This window comes from Galactobacillus timonensis (genome assembly GCF_900240265.1).
GTDB lineage: Bacteria > Bacillota_I > Bacilli_A > Erysipelotrichales > Erysipelotrichaceae > Bulleidia > Bulleidia timonensis.
Genome location: NZ_LT964739.1, coordinates 1801841 through 1825511 on the forward strand (window position 1 = coordinate 1801841; position 23671 = coordinate 1825511).

The 23671-nt window shown below is 51.2% G+C and carries 25 protein-coding genes and 1 tRNA gene; 19 read left to right on the top strand and 7 right to left on the bottom strand.

Features of this window, described 5'->3' with window-relative positions; all coding sequences use genetic code 11:
• The first annotated feature begins 98 nt into the window (after positions 1–98).
• Positions 99–548, top strand: coding sequence for an IS200/IS605 family transposase (gene tnpA, locus C1714_RS08530; RefSeq protein WP_102342769.1), 450 nt, complete (start codon positions 99–101; stop codon positions 546–548).
• Positions 549–597: 49 nt separating this feature from the next.
• Here tnpA and C1714_RS08535 read toward each other — a convergent pair whose 3' ends face one another.
• Complete coding sequence (locus tag C1714_RS08535; protein ID WP_102341427.1) at positions 598–1869, bottom strand: DDE-type integrase/transposase/recombinase; 1272 nt, start codon at positions 1867–1869, stop codon at positions 598–600.
• A 213-nt stretch (positions 1870–2082) separates the two neighbouring features.
• Between C1714_RS08535 and C1714_RS08540 the strand changes: the two genes are divergently transcribed.
• The 3 genes from C1714_RS08540 (at position 2083) to C1714_RS08555 (ending at position 5144) form a co-directional block, all read left to right on the top strand.
• The gene (locus C1714_RS08540) at positions 2083–3213 is read left to right on the top strand and encodes an IS110 family RNA-guided transposase (protein WP_102342366.1); all 1131 of its coding nucleotides are present in this window, start codon (positions 2083–2085) and stop codon (positions 3211–3213) included.
• A 782-nt stretch (positions 3214–3995) separates the two neighbouring features.
• On the top strand, positions 3996–4181 hold the full coding sequence (locus tag C1714_RS08550) for a hypothetical protein (RefSeq protein ID WP_102342771.1): 186 nt from the start codon (positions 3996–3998) through the stop codon (positions 4179–4181).
• 48 nt (positions 4182–4229) lie between these two features.
• Positions 4230–5144: a PPK2 family polyphosphate kinase gene (locus C1714_RS08555; protein WP_102342772.1), complete on the top strand. Its 915-nt coding sequence runs from the start codon at positions 4230–4232 to the stop codon at positions 5142–5144.
• A gap of 48 nt (positions 5145–5192) precedes the next feature.
• Here the strand turns inward: C1714_RS08555 and C1714_RS08560 are convergent, their stop codons facing one another.
• The 3 genes from C1714_RS08560 to C1714_RS08570 all read right to left on the bottom strand — a co-directional run bounded on the left by C1714_RS08560 (position 5193) and on the right by C1714_RS08570 (position 8157).
• A complete protein-coding gene (locus C1714_RS08560; protein WP_102342773.1) occupies positions 5193–5528 on the bottom strand; it encodes a single-stranded DNA-binding protein in 336 nt (111 codons plus the stop codon).
• A gap of 144 nt (positions 5529–5672) precedes the next feature.
• Positions 5673–6947 (bottom strand): EF-P 5-aminopentanol modification-associated protein YfmH, encoded by a 1275-nt coding sequence (gene yfmH, locus C1714_RS08565; protein ID WP_102342774.1) that lies wholly within the window; start codon positions 6945–6947, stop codon positions 5673–5675.
• A complete protein-coding gene (locus C1714_RS08570) occupies positions 6940–8157 on the bottom strand; it encodes a M16 family metallopeptidase (protein ID WP_102342775.1) in 1218 nt (405 codons plus the stop codon). The genes yfmH and C1714_RS08570 overlap by 8 nt, the downstream gene beginning before the upstream one ends.
• Before the next feature lie 73 nt (positions 8158–8230).
• Between C1714_RS08570 and ffh the strand changes: the two genes are divergently transcribed.
• Both ffh and C1714_RS08580 read left to right on the top strand, forming a co-directional pair.
• Positions 8231–9613 (top strand): signal recognition particle protein, encoded by a 1383-nt coding sequence (ffh, locus tag C1714_RS08575; protein ID WP_102342776.1) that lies wholly within the window; start codon positions 8231–8233, stop codon positions 9611–9613.
• A gap of 65 nt (positions 9614–9678) precedes the next feature.
• On the top strand, positions 9679–11031 hold the full coding sequence (locus C1714_RS08580; RefSeq protein ID WP_102342777.1) for a DUF349 domain-containing protein: 1353 nt from the start codon (positions 9679–9681) through the stop codon (positions 11029–11031).
• 126 nt (positions 11032–11157) lie between these two features.
• Here the strand turns inward: C1714_RS08580 and C1714_RS08585 are convergent, their stop codons facing one another.
• Positions 11158–12366 carry a D-alanine--D-alanine ligase family protein gene (locus tag C1714_RS08585; protein ID WP_102342778.1) on the bottom strand — a complete coding sequence of 403 codons (1209 nt, stop codon included), beginning with the start codon at positions 12364–12366 and terminating at the stop codon, positions 11158–11160.
• 84 nt (positions 12367–12450) lie between these two features.
• On the opposite strand from C1714_RS08585, the gene C1714_RS08590 reads away from it, so the two are divergent.
• The 4 genes from C1714_RS08590 to C1714_RS08605 all read left to right on the top strand — a co-directional run bounded on the left by C1714_RS08590 (position 12451) and on the right by C1714_RS08605 (position 15775).
• Positions 12451–13737: a patatin-like phospholipase family protein gene (locus C1714_RS08590; RefSeq protein WP_102342779.1), complete on the top strand. Its 1287-nt coding sequence runs from the start codon at positions 12451–12453 to the stop codon at positions 13735–13737.
• Positions 13738–13740: 3 nt separating this feature from the next.
• A complete protein-coding gene (locus C1714_RS08595; RefSeq protein WP_102342780.1) occupies positions 13741–14259 on the top strand; it encodes a dCTP deaminase/dUTPase family protein in 519 nt (172 codons plus the stop codon).
• Between the two features lie 4 nt (positions 14260–14263).
• Positions 14264–15130 carry a methionyl aminopeptidase gene (locus C1714_RS08600; protein WP_102342781.1) on the top strand — a complete coding sequence of 289 codons (867 nt, stop codon included), beginning with the start codon at positions 14264–14266 and terminating at the stop codon, positions 15128–15130.
• A 93-nt stretch (positions 15131–15223) separates the two neighbouring features.
• On the top strand, positions 15224–15775 hold the full coding sequence (locus tag C1714_RS08605; RefSeq protein ID WP_102342782.1) for a hypothetical protein: 552 nt from the start codon (positions 15224–15226) through the stop codon (positions 15773–15775).
• A gap of 72 nt (positions 15776–15847) precedes the next feature.
• Here the strand turns inward: C1714_RS08605 and C1714_RS08610 are convergent.
• Positions 15848–15924: transfer RNA gene (locus C1714_RS08610), tRNA-Arg, on the bottom strand.
• Positions 15925–15966: 42 nt separating this feature from the next.
• Between C1714_RS08610 and C1714_RS08615 the strand changes: the two genes are divergently transcribed.
• From C1714_RS08615 to C1714_RS08625, 3 genes are read left to right on the top strand one after another with little or no spacing between them, the layout of a single operon-like run.
• Positions 15967–16803 carry an HAD family hydrolase gene (locus C1714_RS08615; RefSeq protein ID WP_102342783.1) on the top strand — a complete coding sequence of 279 codons (837 nt, stop codon included), beginning with the start codon at positions 15967–15969 and terminating at the stop codon, positions 16801–16803.
• Positions 16787–18295, top strand: a complete 1509-nt coding sequence (locus tag C1714_RS08620) for a carboxypeptidase M32 (protein ID WP_210115282.1) — start codon at positions 16787–16789, stop codon at positions 18293–18295. The genes C1714_RS08615 and C1714_RS08620 overlap by 17 nt, the downstream gene beginning before the upstream one ends.
• Before the next feature lie 2 nt (positions 18296–18297).
• The gene (locus C1714_RS08625) at positions 18298–18888 is read left to right on the top strand and encodes a xanthine phosphoribosyltransferase (protein WP_102342784.1); all 591 of its coding nucleotides are present in this window, start codon (positions 18298–18300) and stop codon (positions 18886–18888) included.
• Positions 18889–18942: 54 nt separating this feature from the next.
• Here C1714_RS08625 and tgt read toward each other — a convergent pair whose 3' ends face one another.
• Entirely contained in the window at positions 18943–20076 is a 1134-nt protein-coding gene (gene tgt, locus C1714_RS08630; protein ID WP_102342785.1) for a tRNA guanosine(34) transglycosylase Tgt, read from the bottom strand.
• A 42-nt stretch (positions 20077–20118) separates the two neighbouring features.
• On the opposite strand from tgt, the gene C1714_RS08635 reads away from it, so the two are divergent.
• The 6 genes from C1714_RS08635 (at position 20119) to C1714_RS14070 (ending at position 23666) form a co-directional block, all read left to right on the top strand.
• A complete protein-coding gene (locus C1714_RS08635) occupies positions 20119–20580 on the top strand; it encodes a hypothetical protein (RefSeq protein ID WP_102342786.1) in 462 nt (153 codons plus the stop codon).
• A complete protein-coding gene (locus tag C1714_RS08640) occupies positions 20577–20903 on the top strand; it encodes an ArsR/SmtB family transcription factor (protein ID WP_102342787.1) in 327 nt (108 codons plus the stop codon). Before C1714_RS08635 ends, C1714_RS08640 begins: the two co-directional genes overlap by 4 nt.
• A gap of 2 nt (positions 20904–20905) precedes the next feature.
• Positions 20906–21511 (top strand): 3'-5' exonuclease, encoded by a 606-nt coding sequence (locus C1714_RS08645; protein WP_102342788.1) that lies wholly within the window; start codon positions 20906–20908, stop codon positions 21509–21511.
• A 90-nt stretch (positions 21512–21601) separates the two neighbouring features.
• The gene (locus tag C1714_RS08650) at positions 21602–21817 is read left to right on the top strand and encodes a hypothetical protein (protein WP_102342789.1); all 216 of its coding nucleotides are present in this window, start codon (positions 21602–21604) and stop codon (positions 21815–21817) included.
• Between the two features lie 77 nt (positions 21818–21894).
• Positions 21895–23256, top strand: a complete 1362-nt coding sequence (locus C1714_RS08655; protein ID WP_102342790.1) for an ISL3 family transposase — start codon at positions 21895–21897, stop codon at positions 23254–23256.
• A 242-nt stretch (positions 23257–23498) separates the two neighbouring features.
• Entirely contained in the window at positions 23499–23666 is a 168-nt protein-coding gene (locus C1714_RS14070; RefSeq protein WP_167849992.1) for a hypothetical protein, read from the top strand.
• The last annotated feature ends 5 nt before the right edge of the window (positions 23667–23671 follow it).

The following is a 23671-nucleotide window of genomic DNA, read 5'->3' on the forward strand; positions in this document are numbered from 1 at the left end:
CCCGCTATGCGGGAGGAGGGCCGGTGCTTCTTATAGAAAGAAGCACCCCATCTATCTAGAATGGTGATTGTCCAAGTCACGATTCTAGAAAGAATGAGGTGCCAAATACGGCTAACAAATATGATTCATTAGCTCACACGAAATATTACTGCGTATATCATGTCGTGTTCACTCCGAAGTATAGAAGAAAAGTAATTTACAATCAACTGCGCTCAGATATCCGGGATATCATAAAACGGCTGTGCAAATACAAAGGAGTGGAGATTCTGGAAGGGCATCTGATGCCCGACCACGTACATCTTCTTTTGAGCATCCCTCCAAAGTACTCGGTATCACAGATCATGGGATACCTCAAAGGAAAGTCCTCGCTTGAAATTTTTGATAAGCATGCGAACCTGAAATACAAATATGGGAACAGACATTTTTGGGCGGAAGGATACTATGTGAGCACAGTGGGGATCAATGAATCCACAATACGCAAATATATCCGTGAACAGGAAAGTGCAGATATCGCAAAAGATAAGACAATATGTAATGGCCTCTGTTAAGATTTTTTGAAAATGTCCCATCTTGTTAGAAACTTCTGAAACGTAACAATCATTTGTTTTTATTCGCGTTCATTTCATTGAGTACCTTCTGAAGTTCCTTCTCGTTACTTACCGTGTAGTAATTGTCACGCTTCCGTTCTCCAACCTTCATGCATGTGTAATGTTTTCCGTATCTTTCGATGTAGATCTCATCTGTAATTGCGTCTATGTAAACAGTAATGTTCTGCTTCTGGCTGAGGTGAACAATCTCTCCATTGCTTGTCACCGGGGTATATAAGCAGTTCCCCATGGAGAACACATCGTTCCTGATCTGCCTCTGATATTCTGCTCTGAAGACTTCTGAATAGTTGAAATCAAAGGGTACCGGAGTGAACAGCTCATGTGGATCCTTTACCGGATATGAGAATTTCGCATTCAGGTAAAGCCTGTATTTCTTGTTGAACCAGTCATTGAGGTAATCATAGTTGTGGGGTACCTTCCATCGGATCAGGTCATTCGGAAGCCGCATCTGTGCCGTACCGTTATAACGTTCAACGCGTCCCTTGGCCTGAGCTGAATTTGCGAAGATCATAGTGATGCCAAGCTTATTCATCATGCTGGCAAACTGCGTTGGTGTTCCGGCTTTGACGCTGCGGAAGACTGAGAACTTGTCTGAATACAGTGCTTCCGGAATGCCGTAATTCTCCAGAACAAGCTTCATCATACGGGCGTATCCACGCGCACATTCTTCAGCCATGAAGTATCCCGCAAGAACCTCGGTACTGGCATCGTCAACCGCAAGATGAAGGGCGTAAGCTCTGCCATCATTGAACCAGTCGTAGGGCGTTCCATCAATCTGCACCAGCTCTCCCATATGGTCTCTCGGGGCTCTTGTTGAATGCGTGACGCGTGTACCATCTGTCCGGCCTGGCTTCTCTACAGGAGACGTCCATCCTTCCCTTACAAACAGATCGCGGAACCAGGTCTTGCTGCGGTTCTTCAATCCATACCTCACAACATCGGCTTCCTTGTCTTTGTTTGTAATGACATCTTCAAGATAGATGTCTCTGAACTGTGCTATGGTGATTGACGGATACGTCTTCTTTAAATCCTCAAGGTACCTGATCTCTTGGTCGGAGGCAGTGGTTACCGGCTTTCTTCCGGTATTGCCGTGAGTGAGAATAGCAGACGTATCTTTTATCTTTCTCTCGGCTGACAATCGCTCAATCTGCTTCCGGCTGTATCCACATTGATCAGCTATCCATTGACAAGTAATCTTAGGGTTCGAATCCCTTTGTTCCAGTAGTTTTAGAGCTTTAACTTTATCTTTTTCTTTCTTCATCTGGATCACCTCCAGATGAATGCATTAGTCCCCGAATGCCTTGAAATCAATGGGACATTTTCATTTGATCACGTGTGGGACATTTTCATTTAACTATGACAAATATGTAATGGCCTCCCTCAACTTGTAGCACCGAGGATCATCCCAATATACTTATGTTGGTCTACAAAGCAGAGGGAAGTTGCACTCATACAAGAAAGGAAGGCCATTACAATGACAGTATACAACGTAGGAATCGACGCACACACCACCAATTTCACACTGGCTACCTGGGGGAAGGATGATCTCCGGGCCACTAACGTTAACACTTATTCCCCATCCGTTGAAAGCATCATCAAATACTGCAATGCGATCACTAAACAGCATGGGGATGATGCCAAAATCATTGTTGGATATGAAGCCGGATGCCTGGGATTCCAACTCTACAGGCAGCTGAAGGATCGTGGGATCGAGTGTGTAGTCATGGCTCCTTCAACAATTGTAGGTACCGAGGTCAATCGCCGCAGGAAAGTAAAGACGGATAAGCGTGACGCCATTGCGATCGCTGAGAGCCTTAAGAACAATCAATACAAAGCAGTATACGTTCCTGATGAAGAGGATGAAGCCGTCCGTGATTTCATCCGCATGAGAACAGATCACAAACAGGCATTGAAGAGAATCAAGCAGCAGATCTGTGCCCTCTGCCACAGGCATGGATATCACTATACGGAAGGCAGAAATTACTGGACGCAGAAACATCTGAATTGGCTGAATTCGCTGCCGCTCACAGGCGTGCTGAAGGAGACGCTGGATGAATATCTGCTGTCTTATGAGCACGCTGTAGAAAAGCTTACCCAGCTGGATGCGAGGATCGTCGAAATTGCAGAAACAGATAAGTACCGCGAGAAAGTACATAAGCTCATCTGCTTCAAAGGGATCAAAGAAATCACGGCACTGGCGCTGATCGTTGAGATTGGAGACTTCAGCAGATTCATTAAAGCAAAGGGATTTGCGTCATTCCTTGGACTGGTTTCCGGCCGGCTGGACAGTGGCGATCACAACACTGCTCTTCCGATCACCAGGCAGGGAAATACCTTTCTGCGGCGGCTTCTGGTCGAAGCGTCGCAATCATTCTCAAGGGCACGGCAAAGCAAATCCGCAGCACTGAAGAAACGCCAGGAAGGATGTGAAGAAGCCGTGATTGCCTACGCAGATAAAGCCAACGAGCGGCTGAGAAAGAGATATTACAAGCTTGTCCTCACCAATAAGAAATCTCACAATAAGGCAGTCACTGCGGTAGCGCGGGAACTTGCGTGTTTTATCTGGGGAATGATGACCGGGAACATTCACACAGCACTCGCATGATTACCTGCCTGCATGGATAAGGATTTGAGAAGCACAGTATATTGATTTCAGAAACAGGAAATAACCAGATACAGACGGGCATCGAGGGTATCGGGAAAGAGCCGCCGGAGCAACTGGACGGTTCAGCTATCTGCGATCTAACTTTTACGGCACAGATACTCCTTGTGAACCACGATTTAAGACAGCAGAGCTGGCGGCGAAACCATTGGCCTGTGGGGTGGGATGAGCAGCTGATCCCTGATACACGTATAACAGAATGGCTAAGTACCGCGAACTGTTACATTCGGAGCTCTTTCCCCGTGCCCTTGATCCGGTTGATTATCACTCCAGCCGCAAAAGAAGAATTAACAGAAGAGGATCGTTGATGATCAAGCATACCAACAGAAGTTTTTTCAGAGCACCTTAATTTATCACTTGACATCGGCCATTACATAACAGTTAAGCGTAAAGGAATATGAAGATCCATTCGGAGAGGATAAAGAAAACAGAAAGCCGAATCCGAATCGGAAGATAACAGCGAAGCCATGAGTAAAAGAGCCCGTTTAACGGGCATGCGAGAGAGTTAAACTGCAATCGTGGCTTGAACATTGAAGATGCGAAAGCCAGCGCCTTAAGACGCTGGCTAGTAATAAAGCCTTATAGGCTTAGGACAAACCGCCCGTTTTACGGGCGGTCATGATTCCTGAAGCAGTTGAAACGCTAAAAAATCAGAAAAGTTAGTTCAAACTAATTGACTCCGGGGAAAAGCTTTGCAAGAATAAGAGCGGACAAGGAGGCAGTCTATGGCTGATATTGTCATTCTCGCTGTCATCGGCGTTCTGCTGGTGCTGGCATTGATTTCCGTCAAGAAACATGGTCTGGAAGACTGTTCCGGCTGCAGTTCCTATGGATCCTGCACGCATAACTGCAGTGCAATCAGGAAAGATCTGAGACGGGCTAGACGTGATATTGCAAAGGAAGGGCGCTGAGCGGCGCCATTTTCTGTACAATGGAGTCTGGAAAAGAGGCAGAAACAAATGAAGAACCCATATGAATACAACGGTTCCCGGGTCTATCACCGTGGAGACATCAAGCCGGATGATACTTCGTTATGCAGGGATAGGGACAAGGCGCTTTCCCACATGCAGGAAAATCTCAGCAGGATTGATGAGCTGCAGCGGCGGCTCTATGCAGAAAAGAAAGAAGGGGTCATCTTCCTGTTTCAGGCCATGGATGCGGCCGGAAAGGATGGGACGATTCAGGGCGTTCTGCAGTGTCTCTCGCCGCATGGCGTATATGAGGCGGCCTTCAAGTCACCGTCTTCCACGGAACTTGCCCATGACTTTCTCTGGCGCATTGAACAGAAAGTGCCTGCCAAGGGCGAAATCGCCATCTTCAACCGTTCCCAGTATGAAGATGTGCTGATCGGCAAAGTGAAGAAGCTGTATGAATCGCAGGCCCATGCGGACCGCATCGACAATGACCATGTAATCGAACACCGTTGCCAGGACATCGTCAACTTTGAGACCTATCTGTATCACAACAGTGTGCGCACGGTGAAGTTCTTCCTGAATGTGTCCAAGAAGGAACAGGCAAAGCGTTTCCTTGCCCGCATCGAGGAACCGGAGAAGAACTGGAAGTTCAACGGCGGCGACTACGAGGAGCGGAAGTACTGGGATGCCTATCAGGATGCCTTTGCGGATGCGATCAATGCGACCGCAACCAGGACGGCGCCATGGTATGTTATTCCGGCGGACCATAAGTGGTATATGCGCTATGTCGTATCGGAAATCATTCTCTCCGTGCTGGAGGACATGAATCCTCAATACCCTGTCGTCACCAGGGAGCGGCTTGCCGAATTTGACGGTTACAAGCAGGATCTTCTGAAAGATCTCGGCCTTGATGAAACGGAAGAAAAACCGAAGAAGAAAAAGAAGGCAAGGAAAAAATAACAAACAGGAAAAAGAAAATGGTCCCCGCAGGGACCATGATTGAGACGGTCAGAGTACCGGCGCCACTTCCTGACGGCGCGTCAGATATTCGACTTTTTCGGCAACGACACCGGCGCTGAAACGCTGCGTGCCGTTTTTTTCATAGGTGCTGCCTTCCAGACGTCCGCGGATACTGATCCAGTCTCCGATTCTGCACAGCGCTGCGCATTCCTCTGCGATGCCGCGCCATAAGGTGACCTGAAACAGGTCGGCACTCAGGCTGCCGTCCTCGTTGCGGAAATTGCGGTCAACTTCCAGTACCATCTTGGCAATGGAGTTTCCCTTGGGAGTGGTTGTGATGCTCGGTGTTTCCTTGATGCGGCCGATTAATACGCAACTGTTCATAGATTTCTTCCTCCTCGCTGTTACGTAGGAACAGTATTGCAGGGAAATCTGTGTACGACAAACCACCGGAACCGTCCCAAAGTCTCAGAATCGGCTCATGAAGATGTTCACTTTGAACAAAGTGTCCAGGAAGCGGTCAATGCGTCAGTCCGGAAGAATTCTGGTCAGCGTCACGTCCGAAAGATCCAGATTCGCAAATGCACGCATGCACTGAGCAGAGCTGAGATTGCGCACGATGGCAAGTTCCTCAAACATGGATACACCTTCCAGCTCACCCTCCAGTGCACTCATTGCCATGGAAACGGGATCATTGAAATTCTGGATGGCGTCGCCAAGGGCCCGCTTCTTCAGCTGTTTCAGAAGCTGTTCATCGACACCATTGCCCCGGATCGAGGTCATCTCTGCGGCAATGAAGTTTTGGAAATCATCCGCCGCCGTTTCATCGAAGAACGTAAGATAACTCAGATTTTTCTCAATGCTCAGATCCCAACCGAAGAGCGGCGAGATTTTTCCTTCATCAATCCAGCTTTGATACTGTGGATTCAGTGGCGTAAACACGCTCTCCAGGATCATTCGTATCCGCCATTCCTGTTCCAGGGCCTCTTTTGCACTGCCGGCCGGAAGTCTGAGGCGATAGCCAAGCATCTGCCGGGGCGTATGCGTATCCATGTGAAGCGTCTTTTCAGCAATGACAGGATCCTGTTCCGGTTCAATGATCCGGTGCATTGGCAGCCTGGAAGGGAAGGAAAACTGCTGTTCCTCTTTTTCGATCAACGCAAGAAGACTGCCCGGATCCATAGGCGAAACGATGACCAGCACCATTTGAGAAGGATGGTAGTCAGCCTGAAACAGCTGCCAGAGATCGTCACGCGTCATCTGTTTGATCGATTCATCGGTTCCGGTAACATCTTCGCGGATCGGATGTTTGCGATACAGGGAGCGCATCGTTTCCTGCATCAGGCAGGTATCCGGATCCTGCTGGTAGCTGTGCAGTTCCTCCAGGATGATGCCTTTTTCCTTTTCGACGGAATCCGGGCTGATGTCAAAGCTCTGTCCCAGCTTCAGCAGCAGCCGCAGCGGGGCGGAGATATCCGAATCCTGACTCGTAAAGTAATAGGCTGTTTCCTCCATCGATGTCCATGCATTGACCGAAGCGCCAAGCAGGGAAAATTCATTCATTGCGTCGCTGCCGCGGCTTTCAAACATTTTGTGTTCAAGAAAGTGGGCGGTCCCGTAGGGGAGGGTGATCCGGTGGCCCTGGTCATCTTCCAGAATATGATCAAAGGAGCCGCAGCGAGCAGCCAGAATGGCACACGAAGTTACAAACAGCGGTTTGCAGAACAGAACGACATTCAGGCCGTTGGAAAGGACGGTGCTGTACCAGGTTTCCTGAAGATCTTCTTCACGATGCTCAATCATGTGATACTCCTTCCAGAATCTCTTCCGCCGCCGGCTTCAGCTTCCTCGCCGCATGCATGACGTCCTGACGGCTGACTCGTTCAAAAGCCGCGATGGTTTCGCTGGCAAAGTCCGGCCGCTTCAGAAGGGATGCGACATATTCTTCCCTTGCCTGGGCACTGATAGAATCCAGGGAGCCGCGCCAGCTGGCCGTGTACAGCCGCTTGGCACTGAGAAAAGCCTCGTCGCTGAAGTCACCGGTTTTCAGCCGTTCAATCTGGCGGTCAATCAGTTTCCGCGCCGGATCGATATGTTCGCCCGCCATCGTCGCTTCAATGGACAGCGTTCCTTCATATACGTGGTTGTCGGAGCTGATCGCATAGCAGAGGCTGTGATGTTCGCGGACCTCCTGAAACAGCAGGGAAACAGGCAGCGCTCCAAGCATGCCGTTGGTGAGCATCAGGGCCGGCATATCCGGATCACTCATGTCGCAGTCGGTTGTATACATCTGAACCAGAGCGCTCTGAATGGTGTCCTTCTGATTGCGACGGATCTTCGGCATCCTGGTTTCCGCCCGTGTGCAGATCGTCAGGGGCAGCTGGCTGAGGGTGTCGTGGAAATATGTTTCGGCCAGTGAATGGATGCGCTGAGGGTCGCCTGGCCCGATGACGGTCAGATCCATGCGGGCAGACGAAAGAAATTCCTTCCAGCTGTTCTCGACATCCTGCAGAGTCAATTTCTGAAACGCTTCTTCCAATGGTGAAGAAGTGCGCTGGGGCAGGTCATTGAACAGGCGGTTGGCGCGGTCGATGGCGTCGCTCAAAGGATCATCGAGCGCCATGGCCCGGTTCATGAGCAGACGTGTGCGGCATTCTTCAAATGACTGCGGCGTAAAGAGGGGATGATAATACAGTGCGTTCAGGAAGCGGAACTGTTCTTCCAGAGGATCTTCGGAAAGAAAGCGGCGGTCCGGGGCGCACAGTTCGAGGCGCAGATTTTCGCTCAGACCGATCTTCTCGATGCCGATGGAAAGATCGCCGCCGTAAAGGTCATCGACTTCCTTCTGCATGGCCCGTTTGTTGGGAAAGGCCTGACACGCTTCTGCAAGCATGTATGACAGCAGGATGCGGGCGGGATGTTTTTCTTCACTCAGTGGAAGGGCGGCCCGCAGGGAAATGAGATTGGACTTGAAGGCCGTGGTTGTACGGATATGGAAATTACTCAGCGTCATATGGAAACCATTATACAAATGATTTCCTGAAAGAGGCGTTATGCTAAAATAACCGGGTTAGGGAGAAACATCTATGGCGTTTGACTCATTAAGTGAACGGATGACAAAGGCAATGCGCAACATTGCCGGAAAAGGCAAACTGACGGATGCCAATATGGAGGACATGCTCAAGGAGGTGCGTCTTGCGCTTCTGGAAGCCGATGTCAACTATAAGGTAGTCAAGGACTTTCTGAACAATGTGCGTGACAAGGCGCGCGGTGCGGATGTCCTGAATTCGGTGCAGCCGGGAGATCAGCTGGTCAAGATCGTTCATGATGAGCTGACAGCGCTGCTTGGCGAAAATCAGGAGCCGCTTCACTATGCTTCCAGCGGGATTACGACAATCATGATGGTCGGTCTGCAGGGTACCGGCAAGACGACGTCAGCTGCCAAGATCGCCAACTATATCAAGAAGAAGGACAGCCGCAGGGTGATGCTCATTGCGGCGGATATCGTGCGTCCGGCTGCCATCGAACAGCTGCAGACGCTCGGCCGGCAGATTGATACGGAAGTGTTCACGGAAGGAGCAGAGACACCAGCGCTGAAGACGGTGCAGGACGGTCTCGCCCATGCGAAGGAAGCCGGCTATGATACGGTGATCATTGATACGGCCGGTCGTCTGCACGTCGATGAGACAATGATGCAGGAGCTGAAGGACATGGAGGCTTTGGTGCATCCCAATGAGATTCTGCTCACTGTCGATGCGATGACGGGTCAGGATATCGTCAATGTGACGAAGTCGTTCCAGGAAGCACTGCCGTTAACGGGTCTTGTGGCGACGAAGTTTGATGGTGACTCAAGAGGCGGCGGCGTTCTTTCTTCGAAGGCCATCACCGGTCTTTCCATCAAGTTTGTCGGTGAAGGCGAGAAGATTGATGATCTGGATGCGTTCTATCCAGAGCGTATGGCGGATCGGATTCTGGGCATGGGCGATGTTGTGTCGCTGGTCGAGAAGGCGCAGGAAAAGATCGATGTTGAGGAGTCGAACCGGATTGCGCAGCGGATGATGGACGGCACCTTTACGATGGATGATATGCTGTCGCAGCTGGATCAGATCCGTAAGCTGGGACCGCTGACCGGGATCATGAAGCTGATGCCGGGCTTCAATCAGTATGCGGACCTGGTGGATGATGCCAAGGCCTCCGATTCCATGAAGCATATGCGGGCGATCATTCAGTCGATGACGCCGGCGGAGCGGGCGGATCCTTCCAGGATGCGCAGCTCGATGAAGCGCAGAGTTGCTGCGGGCAGCGGCACAAGCGTGACGGAAGTGAACAAGGCGATCAACTCGTATGAACGCATGAAGAAGCTGATGATGTCGATGGGCCGTCTGCAGAAGAGCGGGAAACTGAATGAGGAGTCTCTCAATAAGATGATGGATAATCTTCCGGAAGCGGCAAAACGCTATCGGAGATAAATTTCTTGTTTCTGTCTGCGCGAAAAAATGTAGAATAGAACAGGAAACTACAAAGAGGGGAAACTATGAATAAACCGGAATTCAACGATGTATTTGCAAAAACCAGCAGGACCCGTCACAACAAGTTTGACGGCTACGTTGTAGAGATTCTCTACGGCGCAAAGGATGCGGAAGGAAATCCATGTGCGCCTCAGGCGGACGCGGATGACGGACACGGCCGCTGGTATGGCATCGATGTAAACGGTGACTATACGATGTTCCAGTGGAAGCACTCCAAGGATGAGGGGGGAGCTGTTGAATATGGAACAAAATATGAAGACAAGGCTCTGGAAGTCATGGAGGATCAGCTGCAGCAGAAGCGTGATCTGTGCCTGAAGGCGGAACAACTGCTGGCAGACAGCGGCGATGAAGCTGCTCTTGAGGAAATCAAGAAGCAGTGGGATGCGCTGGATGACTGGGGCACGCCGAAGGATAAGGAATGTGCAAAGCGTTTCGCCAGAGTTACAGAAGAGTTCGGCCCGCTGAATGAGGCACGCAAGGCAGCTTCTGCAGCCAAGGAGGCTGTTGTGCAGGAAGCTGAAAAGCTGCGGGAAGCTCCGAATTTTGCAAATGCGCGCAAGCAGCTGCGCGATCTGCGTGACAAGCTGCGTGATCTGGAGAGCGCCGGTGAGGCGGCTGACCGTGAGTTCGCTTCGCGGATCAATGCGGTAGACCGTGAGCTGCGTCAGAAGCAGGAAGAGTACAACGCGAACCGTGAGACCCGTTATGCGGAAGCGAAGGAAAAGAAGACCGCCATCATTGAGGAGACGAAGAAGGCTGTTGCTTCGGTAACCAATTTCAAGGATGGTGCTGCGAAGCTGGATGATCTGTTCCAGCAGTGGCGTGCAGCTGGTTCGGCAGGGCATGAGGAGGATGATACGCTTTGGGCATCTTTCAACGAAGCCCGCCAGCAGTTCTATGACAAGCGCAAGGAGTTCTTCAAGCAGCGCAATGAAGCCTTCAAGGAATCGGTAGCCAAGAAGGAAGCTCTGATTGAGGAAGCCAAGAAGATTTCCGATACGGCAGACTATGGCCGTGAGAATACGGATCGTATGAAGCAGCTCGACAAGGAATGGACAGCTGCCGGATATTCCGGAAAGACGGACAACGATCGTCTCTGGAAGGAATTCAACGATGCCAAGGAAGTATTCTGGAACGGCAAGCGTGATCGTGCGATGAAGCGGATCTCGGACAGCCTCGAAAGCAAGAAGATGGAGCTGACGAAGCTGAAGCACAATAACGATGATCTTGCATACCGGATTGACATCACGGATGCGCCGAATCTGAAGGACGAGTTCCAGCGGACCATTGACTTCAATGAGTCCCGCATCGAATCCCTGCAGAAGGAAATCGATGAGCTCGAAGAACGTTTGAAGTAAGCAAAATTCTTAATACAGAAGAAGCGGGTCGTACGTGATCCGCTTTTCATTTCGAGCAAACGAAAAGGACCGTTTTCACGGTCCTCATTCGGAGTGTTTCTGTTCGTTCATCTTCCGTTGACGGACTCAGAACTGCTTTACACCGCCCTTGACGCCGCCTTTTACACCTTTGGCACCCTTGACGCCGCCGGCAAAGTTTTCCAGCAGATTGGTGTCATAGCTGAAGGTGATACGGGCGCGGCGACGTTCACGGTCGAGAGCCAGTTTAACGAGACGGTTCATCAGTTCCTTGAAGGAAACATTCTTCTCGGTCCAGAGATAGAAGGACAGAGAGCCTGGAATCGTATTAATCTCGTTGACGTAGATTTCGTTGGTGTCCGCATTCATCAGAAAGTCAATGCGGCACACGCCCGAAGCACCAAGTACACGGAACGTCTTCAGGGCATAGTCCTGAATCTTCTCCGTCAGCTCTTTGGACAGAGGTGCCGGAACCTGGCGCGAAGCACCGGCCATGGAGCCGGAGGACTTGTACTTGTCATCAAAGGAAAGCAGCTCATCGTTCTTGGCATGGTGCACTTCCTCAAGAACAGAGGCCTCCGCATGGACGCTGTTGCCCAGGACGGAGCAGTTGATTTCCTTGAGCGGATCAATGGTCTTTTCGGTGATGACCTTCTCGTCATACTGCCGCGCATCATCGAAGGCATCGAGATATTCCGCATCATTGTGAGCGACCGTAATGCCGACCGAGGAACCGGTACGCGCCGGCTTCAGAATGACCGGATAGCCGATCGCATGGACCTGCTTCAGGATTTCATCCTTCTTTTCTTCCATCTCATCGCCATAGACATAGAACCAGGGAGTGATGGGAAGACCGTTGTCATGCAGAATATTTTTCTGCAGAACCTTGTCCTGACCAACAGCGGCCGCATAAAGATCGCAGCCGGCATACGGCAGCTTCAGATTTTCAAAGTAGCCCTGAATGGTTCCGTCCTCGCCATTGGTGCCATGCATGACAGGAATGGCCACATCGATGGTGCCGAGTTCCTTTCTTCCGAAAATTCCGGATTTCACCGGAAGAATTCTTACCTTGTTATCGACGTTGGCCAGCGTGATCTGCGTGCACTTTTTCGTTAATGCATTGAGATCGCGGTAGCTCGCCATATCGCGCAGCCAGCCGGCCATAGAGACATACATCTTGCGGTCCTTCGCGACATAGACAGGGATGACATTGTATAACTCCGGATCCAGGGCATTGATTGCCTGCTGACCGGAGATGATGGATACTTCATGTTCTACGGACTCGCCGCCGAAGAATACAGCGATATTGAGTTTCATACGGATGGTTCCTCCCGACGCATTATTATATAACGAATCACCTTTGGAAAGAATGATAGAATAAGCTGGCGGAAGGCGGCAGATATGAAAAAAGCACTGGTACTTGCTGGCGGCGGAACGCGGGGCTCCTATGAAAACGGAGCGGTTCATGCGCTGCGGCGGCTTGGAAAGGACGACTGGAATCTCGTCTGCGGAACGAGCATCGGCGCACTGAACGCGGTGCTTGTTGTACAGAAGGACTATCAGGCAATGGATGATATGTGGCACCACCTGTCACAGGATCAGATCATCAACGGCGGTATCCCCATCGACATGGACCTCAGCGAGATGATCAGTGAACGGGCGGACATCCAGAAGTTCGTCCATCGTTTTCTGAAGGAGAAGGGAGCGGATATCAGCCCGCTGATCCAGCGGATCACGGACATGTATCATCCCGAACGATTCTTCGCAAGCGATATTGACTTCGGCTGCGTCGTGGCAAAGCACAGAACCAAGGAACCGATCTACGTTACCAAGGAAATGATGAAGGAAGATGGACTGGACTGGTTGATTTCAACGGCCAGCGCCTATCCGGCTTTCCCTGTGCACAGCTTCAAGGGTGGAGAATACATTGACGGCGGCTACTTTGACAATCTGCCGATCGATGAAGCACTTCAGCTGGGGGCGGATGAAATCATTGCCATCGACCTCAACAGTGAGCCTCAGCATCCGAATTTCATGGACCGTCCGGGCATCACATATATTTTCCCGAGGATTGAAACCGGTTCGTTTCTGCAGTTTGATCCGCAGGTGGTGCAGCGGCTGGAAGTTGCCGGCTACTACGATGCGATGAAGGCGTTCGGCATCTTCGACGGCGTCAAATATACCTTTGAGAAGGCGGATCTTCCTTCCTGGTGGCACAGCTTCTACCGCCACCTGCTGATCTATGAAGGAAAAGTCAAGCTGGCGAGCAACCTGAATGAACGCTTCCGCTCTTCACAGGTCATCACCGACCGTCTGCTTGCCCAGCAGCACAAGCGGGTGCTGAGTGAAAAGGATATGTTCTACGGCCTGATGGACAATCTGATGGATGTCTGCGGGGCGAAGGTGGAGCCGGTCTATACGTATCATGAGGCGCGCAATCTGATTCTGGCGGCCTTCAGCGACAGCGCGGACCGTTCGTATGCGATGAAGCCGGGACTCAATCCGAAGGAGATCCTCGACTATGCCTCGTCGCTGGATACGAAGAGTATTCTGGATCGCATGGTGCACGGCATCCTGTATCCGGGAGATGAATTCTTTACACCGGGACTTCAGCTGACGGTGTATCCGTTCCAGATGATGCTCGCGGAATTTGTGGTTGAAATGATGAAGGAACTTGGTCAGGAGTAAGCAATGGGAATTGCCCGATTTGAAAAAGTAAGCTATGCCCGGTTTGCGGAAAGCTGGAAGGAACTGTCTCCATTACTGACGGAGGAAGAAATCAAACGAGCCTATGAGCAGCTTCGTCTGCCGGTGCGGGCGACAGCGGGATCGGCCGGCTATGACTTCTTTGCGCCGATGGATCTGAGAATTCCGGCGCAGACGGAAATCAAGATTGCGACCGGGATACGGGCATGGATGGATCCTCATTATGTTCTGATGCTGTTTCCGCGCAGCGGGCTGGGCTTCAAGTACCGTCTGCAGCTGAACAATACCGTCGGCATCATTGACAGTGACTATTACGGGGCTGCCAATGAGGGACATATCATGTGCCGGCTGTTCAATGATTCCCGCGCAGGCCGGGATCTTGTGATTTCGGAAGGTGAAGGGATGCTTCAGGGCGTATTTGTTCCCTTCGGCATCACTGATGATGATGAGGCAGATGGCGTGCGTACCGGCGGATTTGGCAGTACAACAAAGAAGAAGGTGTAAACAGATGACAGAAGAAGAAATTGATGCGAAGAAGCGCTCCTATTTTGAGACGGAACCGATTCCGGAGCACATTCGTGCAAAGATGGAGGAGTGCCGCAGGAAGCACATGATTGTTCCGGATGATACGCTGATCAAGCGGCCGAGCCAGATTGAAGGGATCCGGAGGGCCGGTGTTGTCAATACAGGTGTTCTGGATGCGGTTGCGGCAGTCATTCATGACGGCATGAGTACGCAGGAGATCGATGACATTGTCGTCAAATATACGCATGAGCACGGCGGTATCTGTGCACCGTATCACTTCGAAGGCTATCCGAAGAGTGTATGCACCTCGATCAATGATGAGGTGTGCCATGGCATTCCTGCCCGCCATCGCCATCTTCATGACGGCGACATCATCAATGTCGATGCGACAACGATCGTCGACGGCTACTATGCGGATGCTTCGCGCATGTTCATGATCGGTGAAGTCAGTCCGGCAAGACGGCGTCTGACGGAAGAGACGAAGAAGTGCCTCGAGATCGGCATGGCCGCCGCACAGCCGTGGAACACGGTCGGTGACATTGGCGCTGCTATCGCGAAATATGCACATTCCCTGGGCTATTCGGTGGTGCGCGATCTTGGTGGACACGGCGTCGGCATCGATTTCCATGAAGATCCGTTTGTCGCCCATATTGCCAAGGCCCATACCGGCATGGTACTGGTGCCGGGCATGGTCATCACCATCGAACCGATGATCAACGCCGGCAAGGCAGGAGTTGTCATCGATCCGTACAATGACTGGACCATCTATACGGCGGACGGCTCCGACTCTGCACAATGGGAACATACGATTCTCATTACCGAGACCGGAAACGAAATATTGACTTATTGATTTGAAATGATCGGGTTTGAAGATATTGAAACCTGATCTTTTTTTTTTTATATATGATGTAGAGATAGTTTTCGAAGAATGAGAGGAACAGCTATGAAAAATGTCTACCGCTTCATCTTCTATTCTGCGGCAGTTTTTGCGATGGCTCTGTCCGGCTGCGCATCGAAACCCGCTGCTGTTCAGGAAATCATTCAGTCGTCAGATACGATGGCTGTTACGTTATACGGGTATGATATCGGCGGGGGATATAAGTCTCCCTCCTCCTACACGGCATTTATCAATGTGAAGGATTTTGATGAAAGCAGTCTGGAAACGATTGGAGCTTCGGATGACTTTGCTGCAAGACTGAAAGAAACATCGGATCAGTATCAGAGCATCTGGAATTCGTTCGGCGATGAGCTGGTTCAATACCTGAAGACGTCCGATTTCAAAGAAACGGCGCAGGTTCCATCGAATGATGATCTTGCCTTTATGGTGGAAACTCCGGATGCCGGCAATGTCTATTTTTACAGGTATGACCTTGTGAAATTCGTTGGTGATCAAACGGTCTGCTACTCGGTTTCCGATATGAAGGATCTGCTGGACACGCTTGCTGGGGCGGCACAGGCCAATGATGCGCTTTTCTCCTCGCTTACCAGCCAATGAGCAGGCACAATATTGATGCACAGCGAAAAATAAAACGGTCGCAGCTTCCTGTCTACGGCCGTTTTTTATGAATGGTGCGCTCGGTGGGGATCGAACCCATAACCTTCAGCTTCGGAGGCTGACACTCTATCCAGTTGAGCTACGAGCGCGGCAACACACTTATGATAACATAATCTGCAAAGGGAGGAAAAATGAATAGACAAGGAAAAATCGACCTGATCGCAGTCGATCTGGACAATACGACGCTGGTTCCGGGAAAGGATTCCTACAGTCCGCGGCTGGTGAAAGACATTCAGTTATGCTCTCAGAACGGCGTCCACTTCATGCTCAATACGGGCCGTCATTATACGATGATTCCGCCGAAGGTATTTGCGGCGCTTCCCAACGGACTGATCGGGACGATCAACGGTGCCTGCCTGGTGGATCATGAGGGACACGTTCTTCGCAAGCATCCGATGTCAAAGGAAGACATGGATGCGCTGGTTCACTGGTGCGATGTCTATGATGTCGGTCTTGGCTTCAAGTTTGAAGATGCGGTCGCTGCCTACGTGAACTATGAAAAGTTCCGCGACGGCTACAGCCATGGCGATCCGTTTGTGGCTGACAGTATTCTCGACTGTACTGCGACGCGCGATCATCATTGTTCGGTTGGACTGCCTCTGGGAACGTTCATCATCTGCGATGATGCGACGGAGGCGAAGCTGAAGCCGCTGCTGCCGCAGTTTACCTTTGCCTGGAGTGCCTGGAACGGCTTTGATGTGTTTCTGAACAACGTCACCAAGGCCTTGACGGTTCAGGATGCCCTGGAATATTACGGCCTCGGGTGGGAGAATGTGCTTTCCTTTGGTGATGCGGAAAATGATACGGCGTTTCTGGTTGCAGCAGGTTATGGCTATGCGATGGCAAATGCTGTTCCGGAAGTAAAGGCGGCAGCCCGGTATATGTGTGAAAGCTGCGAGGATGACGGTGTCGCAAAGACAATCGAACGCCTCGTTTTAGGAGGAGAAATCAATGATGGACACAAGTGAACTGCTGAAACAATACAACGACTGGAAATTCAAGGTATCTGCCTATGAGATGGCAGTCAGCCTGATCGGCATCGAAGAACAGACCATTGCGCCTTCCGGCGGCAGTGAATACCGCAATGACCGTATGGCTTTTCTGCAGGGCGAGCTGTTTTCTCTTTCGACTTCGGAAGATGCGCTGAAGATGGTCGATGCGGTGAAAAACAATGAGGCAATAGAGGAAGTGACGCGCCGCGAGGCCCAGCTGTTTTCGCGTTCGATGCATAACTTCTGCTGCATTCCCAAGGATACCTATGTAGAGTTTACGAAGCTGCAGGCGGATAACTATCTGCGCTGGAAGAAGGCAAAGGAAGCGGGGGATTACAGCCTGTTTGAAGATTCGCTGGTAGCGATCATTGAGATGGAAAGGAAAATCTACGGCTTCCGTGGAAGCAATGTTCCGCTTTATGATCAGATGCTTGATGAATTTGAGCCCGGCATGAACATGGCCTTCTATGATCGGTTCTTTGATCAGGTGAAGGAGCGGCTGGTGCCCCTGATTCAGCGCGTCGCCAGGGCAGAGGCGATTGATGACAGCTTCCTGTACCTGGATTATCCGATTGACAGACAGAGAGAATATACGGAAAAGTATCTTCTGCCGTATTTGGGCTATACGCCCGACTGGGGCTATGTCGGTGAAACGGAGCATCCCTTTACGGCATGGACCTGCGAGAATGACTGCCGGGTGACGACGAAGTATCTGGAGAACAGTGCCGTTTCCAACATCTTCTCGATCATTCACGAGACGGGACACGCCTGGTATGAACATGACATTGATCCGCGCTTTGACGGCGGCCCCCTGAGCAACAATGTGGGCAGTGCGATGCACGAGAGCCAGAGCCGTTTCTGCGAAAACTATCTTGGCCGCAGCGCTTCGTTCTGGAAGTACTGCTATAAGGATCTGCAGAAGGAGTTTCCGCAGCAGCTTGGCGGCGTGGACGTCGATACATTTGTACGCGCCATCAATGCGAGCCGTCCTTCCCTGATCCGTACGGAGGCGGATGAACTTACCTATCCGCTGCATATTCTGATCCGCTATGAGATTGAAAAGGGTCTGTTTACGGGAAAGATCAGTACGGCCAATCTGAACAAGACCTGGAACGATATGTATGAGAAGTATCTCGGAGTGCGTCCTGCCAATGATCGGGAAGGCATTCTGCAGGATGTGCACTGGGCGGACGGCAGCTTTGGCTACTTCCCGACCTATGCGCTAGGCTCGGCGTTTGGTGCCCAGTTTCTGCATGCGATGAAGAAGGACATCGATGTGGATGCGGCGCTTGCAGAGGGAAGATATCTTGACTGCATCGGCTGGCTGAAGGAACACATTCATCGCTACGGTGCGCTGTATGATGCGGGTACGATGGTGAAAATGGCGAGCGGGGAACCGTTTGACGCCCGTTACTATCTGGATTATCTTGAAGACAAATATTCGCGGCTGTACAGTCTGGGAGACTGAAGATGAAGGGACTTGAAGATCGGATTCGCAAGGAAGGCCGGGTGATCGGTGATTCAATTCTGAAGGTGGACAGCTTTCTGAATCATCAGGTGGATCCGGTGCTGATGGATCATATCGGCGCGGAATTTGCGGATCTGTTTCATGGCGTAACGATCACGAAGGTGCTGACGCTGGAAGCCAGCGGCATTGCGCCGGCGCTTGCGGCTGCCTATCATCTGGGTGTTCCGCTGATCTTTGCCAAGAAGAGCGGTTCCCATAACATCGGCAGTGATGTGTATACGTCGGTGGTTCATTCCTTTACCTATAACCGTGACTATATGGTCCAGGTTTCAAGAGCCTATCTGGCGTCGGATGATCGTGTTCTGATCGTGGACGACTTTCTGGCCAACGGGGCGGCGATCCGCGGCATGATGGAACTGATCGCCAAGGCCGGTGCCAGCTGTGCCGGTGTCGGTGTCGTGGTTGAGAAAGCCTTCCAGGATGGTGGTCAACAGCTGCGTAGCAGCGGTGTGCGGGTAGAGTCACTGGCCCGCATCGCTTCGATGAAGGACGGCGAAATTCAGTTCGTTCCAGAAGAAAACACCGGCAATTGACCACAGACTGAAACAGCAGCAGAAAGAAAAAGTGCGCCCCATGGGGCGCACTTTTCAGAATCCGCGTTCATCAAACTTCATGGATGCGAGTGTTTCGTTTTTGAAATCGAGGAAACGGTCTTCCTTAATGGCCTGACGTGCCTCTTCCATGAGGCGGATCAGGAAGCGGGTGTTATGGATGCTGGCAAGCCGTGTTCCGAACCCCTCGTCGCAGCGGAAGAGGTGGTGCAGGTAGGCACGGGTATAGTTCTGACAGCAGTAGCAGTCACACTGTGGATCGAGGGGCGTAAAGTCTTCGGCGAAGGCTGCCTTCTTGATGTTGAGGCGTCCCTGCGATGTCATCAGTGTGCCATGGCGGGCAATGCGGGTCGGCAGGACACAGTCGCACATATCGATGCCGTAAAGCACCGCATCGAGAAGATCGTTGACGGCTCCGACACCCATGAGGTAGCGGGGCTTTTCTTCCGGAAGCTTTTCGGTGGACATGCGTACCATGCGCCGGAATGTTTCCTTGTCTTCACCAACGGAGGTGCCGCCGACGGCATAGCCGGCAAAGTCCATTTCAACCAGCTTCTCGGCGCAGTAATGGCGCAGATCCTCATGGTCGCCACCCTGTACGATGCCGAAGACGGCCTGCTCGTCGGGACGTTCATTTGCCTGTTTGCCGCGCTCGGCCCAGCGAAGTGTCCGCAGCATCGACTGCTCCGTGTATTCGCGGGAGGACGGATAGGGAATGCACTCGTCGAGAGACATCATGATATCGGCGCCGATGCAGTTCTGGATATGGATTGATATTTCCGGCGACATGAACATGCGGTCACCGTTGAGGATGTTGCGGAAGGTGACGCCCTCTTCGGTGATCTGCCTTGTCTTGGCAAGGGAGAATACCTGGAAGCCGCCGGAATCCGTCAGCATCGGTCCTTTATAATTCATGAATTTATGAACGCCGCCGGCCTTCTTCATCACTTCTTTCCCGGGTCTCAGCCACAGGTGATACGTGTTGGCCAGTACGACGCCTGCATGCATTGCATACAGCTCTTCCGGGGACAGGAACTTGACGGTCGCCTGCGTTCCGACAGGCATGAACATCGGTGTTTCCACGTCGCCGTGCGGCGTATGAAGGATACCGGTGCGGGCACCGGACTGGGCGCAGATATGCGTAATTTCAAATGTTACTGGATGTGTCATAGCCTCAACAGTATAGCAGAAGCCGGATGTATAATAGGGATAATGAAATCGCAGATTATCAGAGTTTGCAATATTCCGAAGAAAGACGGTGTGAAGCCTGTGCGCATCCATGTGAAGCCGACGGCGCAGCTGATCGGGGGCATTGCGGTCGGTGCGGCACTGATGCTGGGGCCGTGGTCTTTGGCTGCGTATGGCATCGTGGTGATGGGGATCTGCCTCTTTGCGCTGTTTCTACCGGATCGTACGCTGGTCGAGTTCTATCCGGATTTCCTGGTTCTTTACAATCAGAAGAATCCGGACATGGCATATCTCTGCCTGTGGAAGGATATTGTGCAGTGGCGCTACGAGTACCATACGGCGTCGGACAGGGTGTTTGTGGAACTGGTGGATGGCAGTACGCAGTCGGTGGACATGTTCGGCAGAACGTTTTTTCGCCGGTGCATGAATCTGTATGCCCCGGGCAAGGAAGTGAAAAGTACGCGCATGAAAGGGGAGAATGCATGAACAAGGCTCAGACGCGGACGGACCGCTGCCGCGCTGGAATGATCAAGGAGAGCGAGTACGATGACATGTCGATGCTGTTCACCATGTTTGCGGATTCGACGCGGCTGAAGATCATGAATGCGCTGTTCTATGAGGAGCTGTGTGTGAGTGATCTGTGTGAGGTGCTGCAGATGTCTCCCAGTGCGGTGTCCCATCAGCTTGCCAGTCTCAAGAAGACGAAACTGGTGAAGTCGCGCAAGGATGGAAAGAACGTGTATTATTCGATGTCGGATGAACATATCAAGAACATCTGGAAGATGGCATACGATCATATTACGGAATAGTTATGGACATTACAGCAATCGATTTTGAGACAGCCAACGGGTCGCCGGCGTCGGTGTGCTCGGTTGGGCTGGCAACGATGGACGGGTATGGTTCCATTGAGACGCCCTATTCGACGCTGATCCGTCCGGCGGACAATGTTTCTTCCTTCTGGCCGATGAACATTTCGATCCACGGCATTCATCCTTCGGATGTTGCGGGGGCACCGTCGTTCCGGGAGGTGTACATGGACCTGAAGCCTTATCTGAGTGATCATCTGGTGTGTGCACATAATGCGGGCTTTGATATGGGCTGTCTGGCGGCGGCGTGTGAGAACTGCGGCCTCAGGATCCCGGAGGTGCAGTGGTTTGATACAGTGATTCTTTCGCGGCGTCTCTGGCCGCAGCTGAGTCATCACCGGCTGAATGATGTATGTGACTATCTTGGCATTGAACTGAATCATCACCGGGCGGACAGTGATGCGGCAGGCTGCCTGCAGATTGTGGCCAATGCGATGAATCAGACAGGGATCTTCGATGTTCAGCAGCTGCTGGAGGAATATCAGGTACCTGTGTACAGTCTTTCTTCGCGTACGGGCCGCTCCCGCCGCCTGAAGCAGAAAGATAAATGAAAAAAATTTCAATGATATGCAAGAGATTTACATTTCCTGCAATGGCGGTATAATAAATTTTGTCATTGACAGTATTTTGTGAGGGAATGCATGGCTGAATACGAAAATAATGCTTTTTTCTGGCAGAAACTGGATACGCTGTATCTTTCCAGTTCTGTTCGTCCGGTTCATAAGAAGGGGGAACATCATTCGGAGTTTGCCAATCTGGTATATCCGGTTGATTATGCGCACCTGACGGATACGAATGAAAATCCGGAAGGAGTTGAGGCTTCAGGCATGATTGTGGGTAAACCAGCATCATTTTAGAGATGTCAAAAATTGAAAAAGCCATCCTGATTCTTGTAATGTAAATGCGCTGAACATAACACACAAGGAGATTCAGGATGACCACTGCTACATTATGCAAGAAACTGCTCGGAGTCAAGAATACAGTTGTTGAATCGTATGATTTTTATACTGATTCGGACGGTGTGAATCATCTTAGAATCTATGTCAGAGCAAATGTATGGCATCAGGATGTCTGCCCTCACTGTGGCCGAAGACATCTTCCAAAGTATGACAGGGCTGCACGAAATCCGAAGGTATGGAGAGGATTGGATTTTGGTGGCATTGTCGTTGAGGTTGTATCTGAAACTCACCGTGTCATTTGTCCGGATCACGGTGTGGTTACCGCCGCCGTTCCATGGGCCTATCCTTCCAGCGGCTTTACGAAGGAATTCGATTTAACAGTTGCCTGGCTTGCAGAGTACCTGCCCAGAAGCGCTGTAGCTGAATACATGCGCATTGACTGGCAGACTGTCGGAAACTGTATCTCACGTGCTCTTCACGATCTGGAACCGGAGCGTTCCAGGCGGCTGAACGGATTAGTGAATATCGGCATTGATGAAACGAGCTATCGCAAAGGGCATAAATACATTACAGTCGTCGTCAACCATGATACCAACACCGTCGTATGGGCCGCAGATGGGCATGGGAAAGGCGTCCTTGAGCAGTTTTTCAAGTCTCTGACAGAAGAGCAGCTTGCCAGCATCAAGGTCGTTACAGGAGACGGTGCACGCTGGATTACAGACTGCGTCAATGAGTTTACGACAGACTGCGAACGGTGCGTTGACCCTTTTCACGTTGTGGAATGGGCAATGGAAACACTGGATGAAGTCCGCAAAGACAGGTGGCGCGCCGCTTATCAGAAAGCTCAGAAGATGGAACAGGCAAATCCGCAGAAGCGTGGCCGTCCAAGGACAGATGACAATGTCGCCGCCGCGATTCAGGCTGCCCGCGAGAAGGCGTCCGATATCAAGAATTCCGCATATGTCCTGGGTAAAGCACCGGAGCATCTGACAGAAAAACAGCAGATTCGTCTTGATATTATTCAGGCGAATGATTCGCAGTTGTACCGGGCATACCGTCTCAAAGAGTCTCTTCGCTTACTTCTCAAATCAACTGACGTCGAAAAGGCAGAAGCCGATCTGAAGCACTGGCTCTTCTGGGCAAGCCACAGCAGGATGCCTGCTTTCATAGATCTTTATCACAAGATCAAGCGGCATAAGGAACATATCTTAAACACGATTCGTTACGGTTTGAGCAATGCACGCATTGAGGCAACAAACAACAAAATCAAACTCATTATCCGCAAGGCTTACGGCTTCAGAAACATCAACAACATGATCGACATGGTGTACCTTGTGTGCTCAGATATCCAGGTCCCACTTCCTAACCGAAAACCAAAACAGCTTAGACCCGCATGATCAAAGGAGATTTACTGCTTTTTCAACCATAACGATGCCTGAAGAGCCCNCAACATGATCGACATGGTGTACCTTGTGTGCTCAGATATCCAGGTCCCACTTCCTAACCGAAAACCAAAACAGCTTAGACCCGCATGATCAAAGGAGATTTACTGCTTTTTCAACCATAACGATGCCTGAAGAGCCAAGGAGTTTCGGTTTATCTCGGTTCCGGATCGCATTCGCAGATTACGGCGGTCGTCGTGGCGGCTGACATTCTGAAGAAAACGCTGGATGTCAAGATTCTTGCCGGCTGTAATGAGGAAGAGGAAAAGGCGGTCCTTCGCTTTTTGAATCAGACGGATTATCAGAAGACAGTTCTTCTGCACCGCGGCAGTACGATTCCTTCCTGGGGCGTCAGCGCGGACTGATCGTA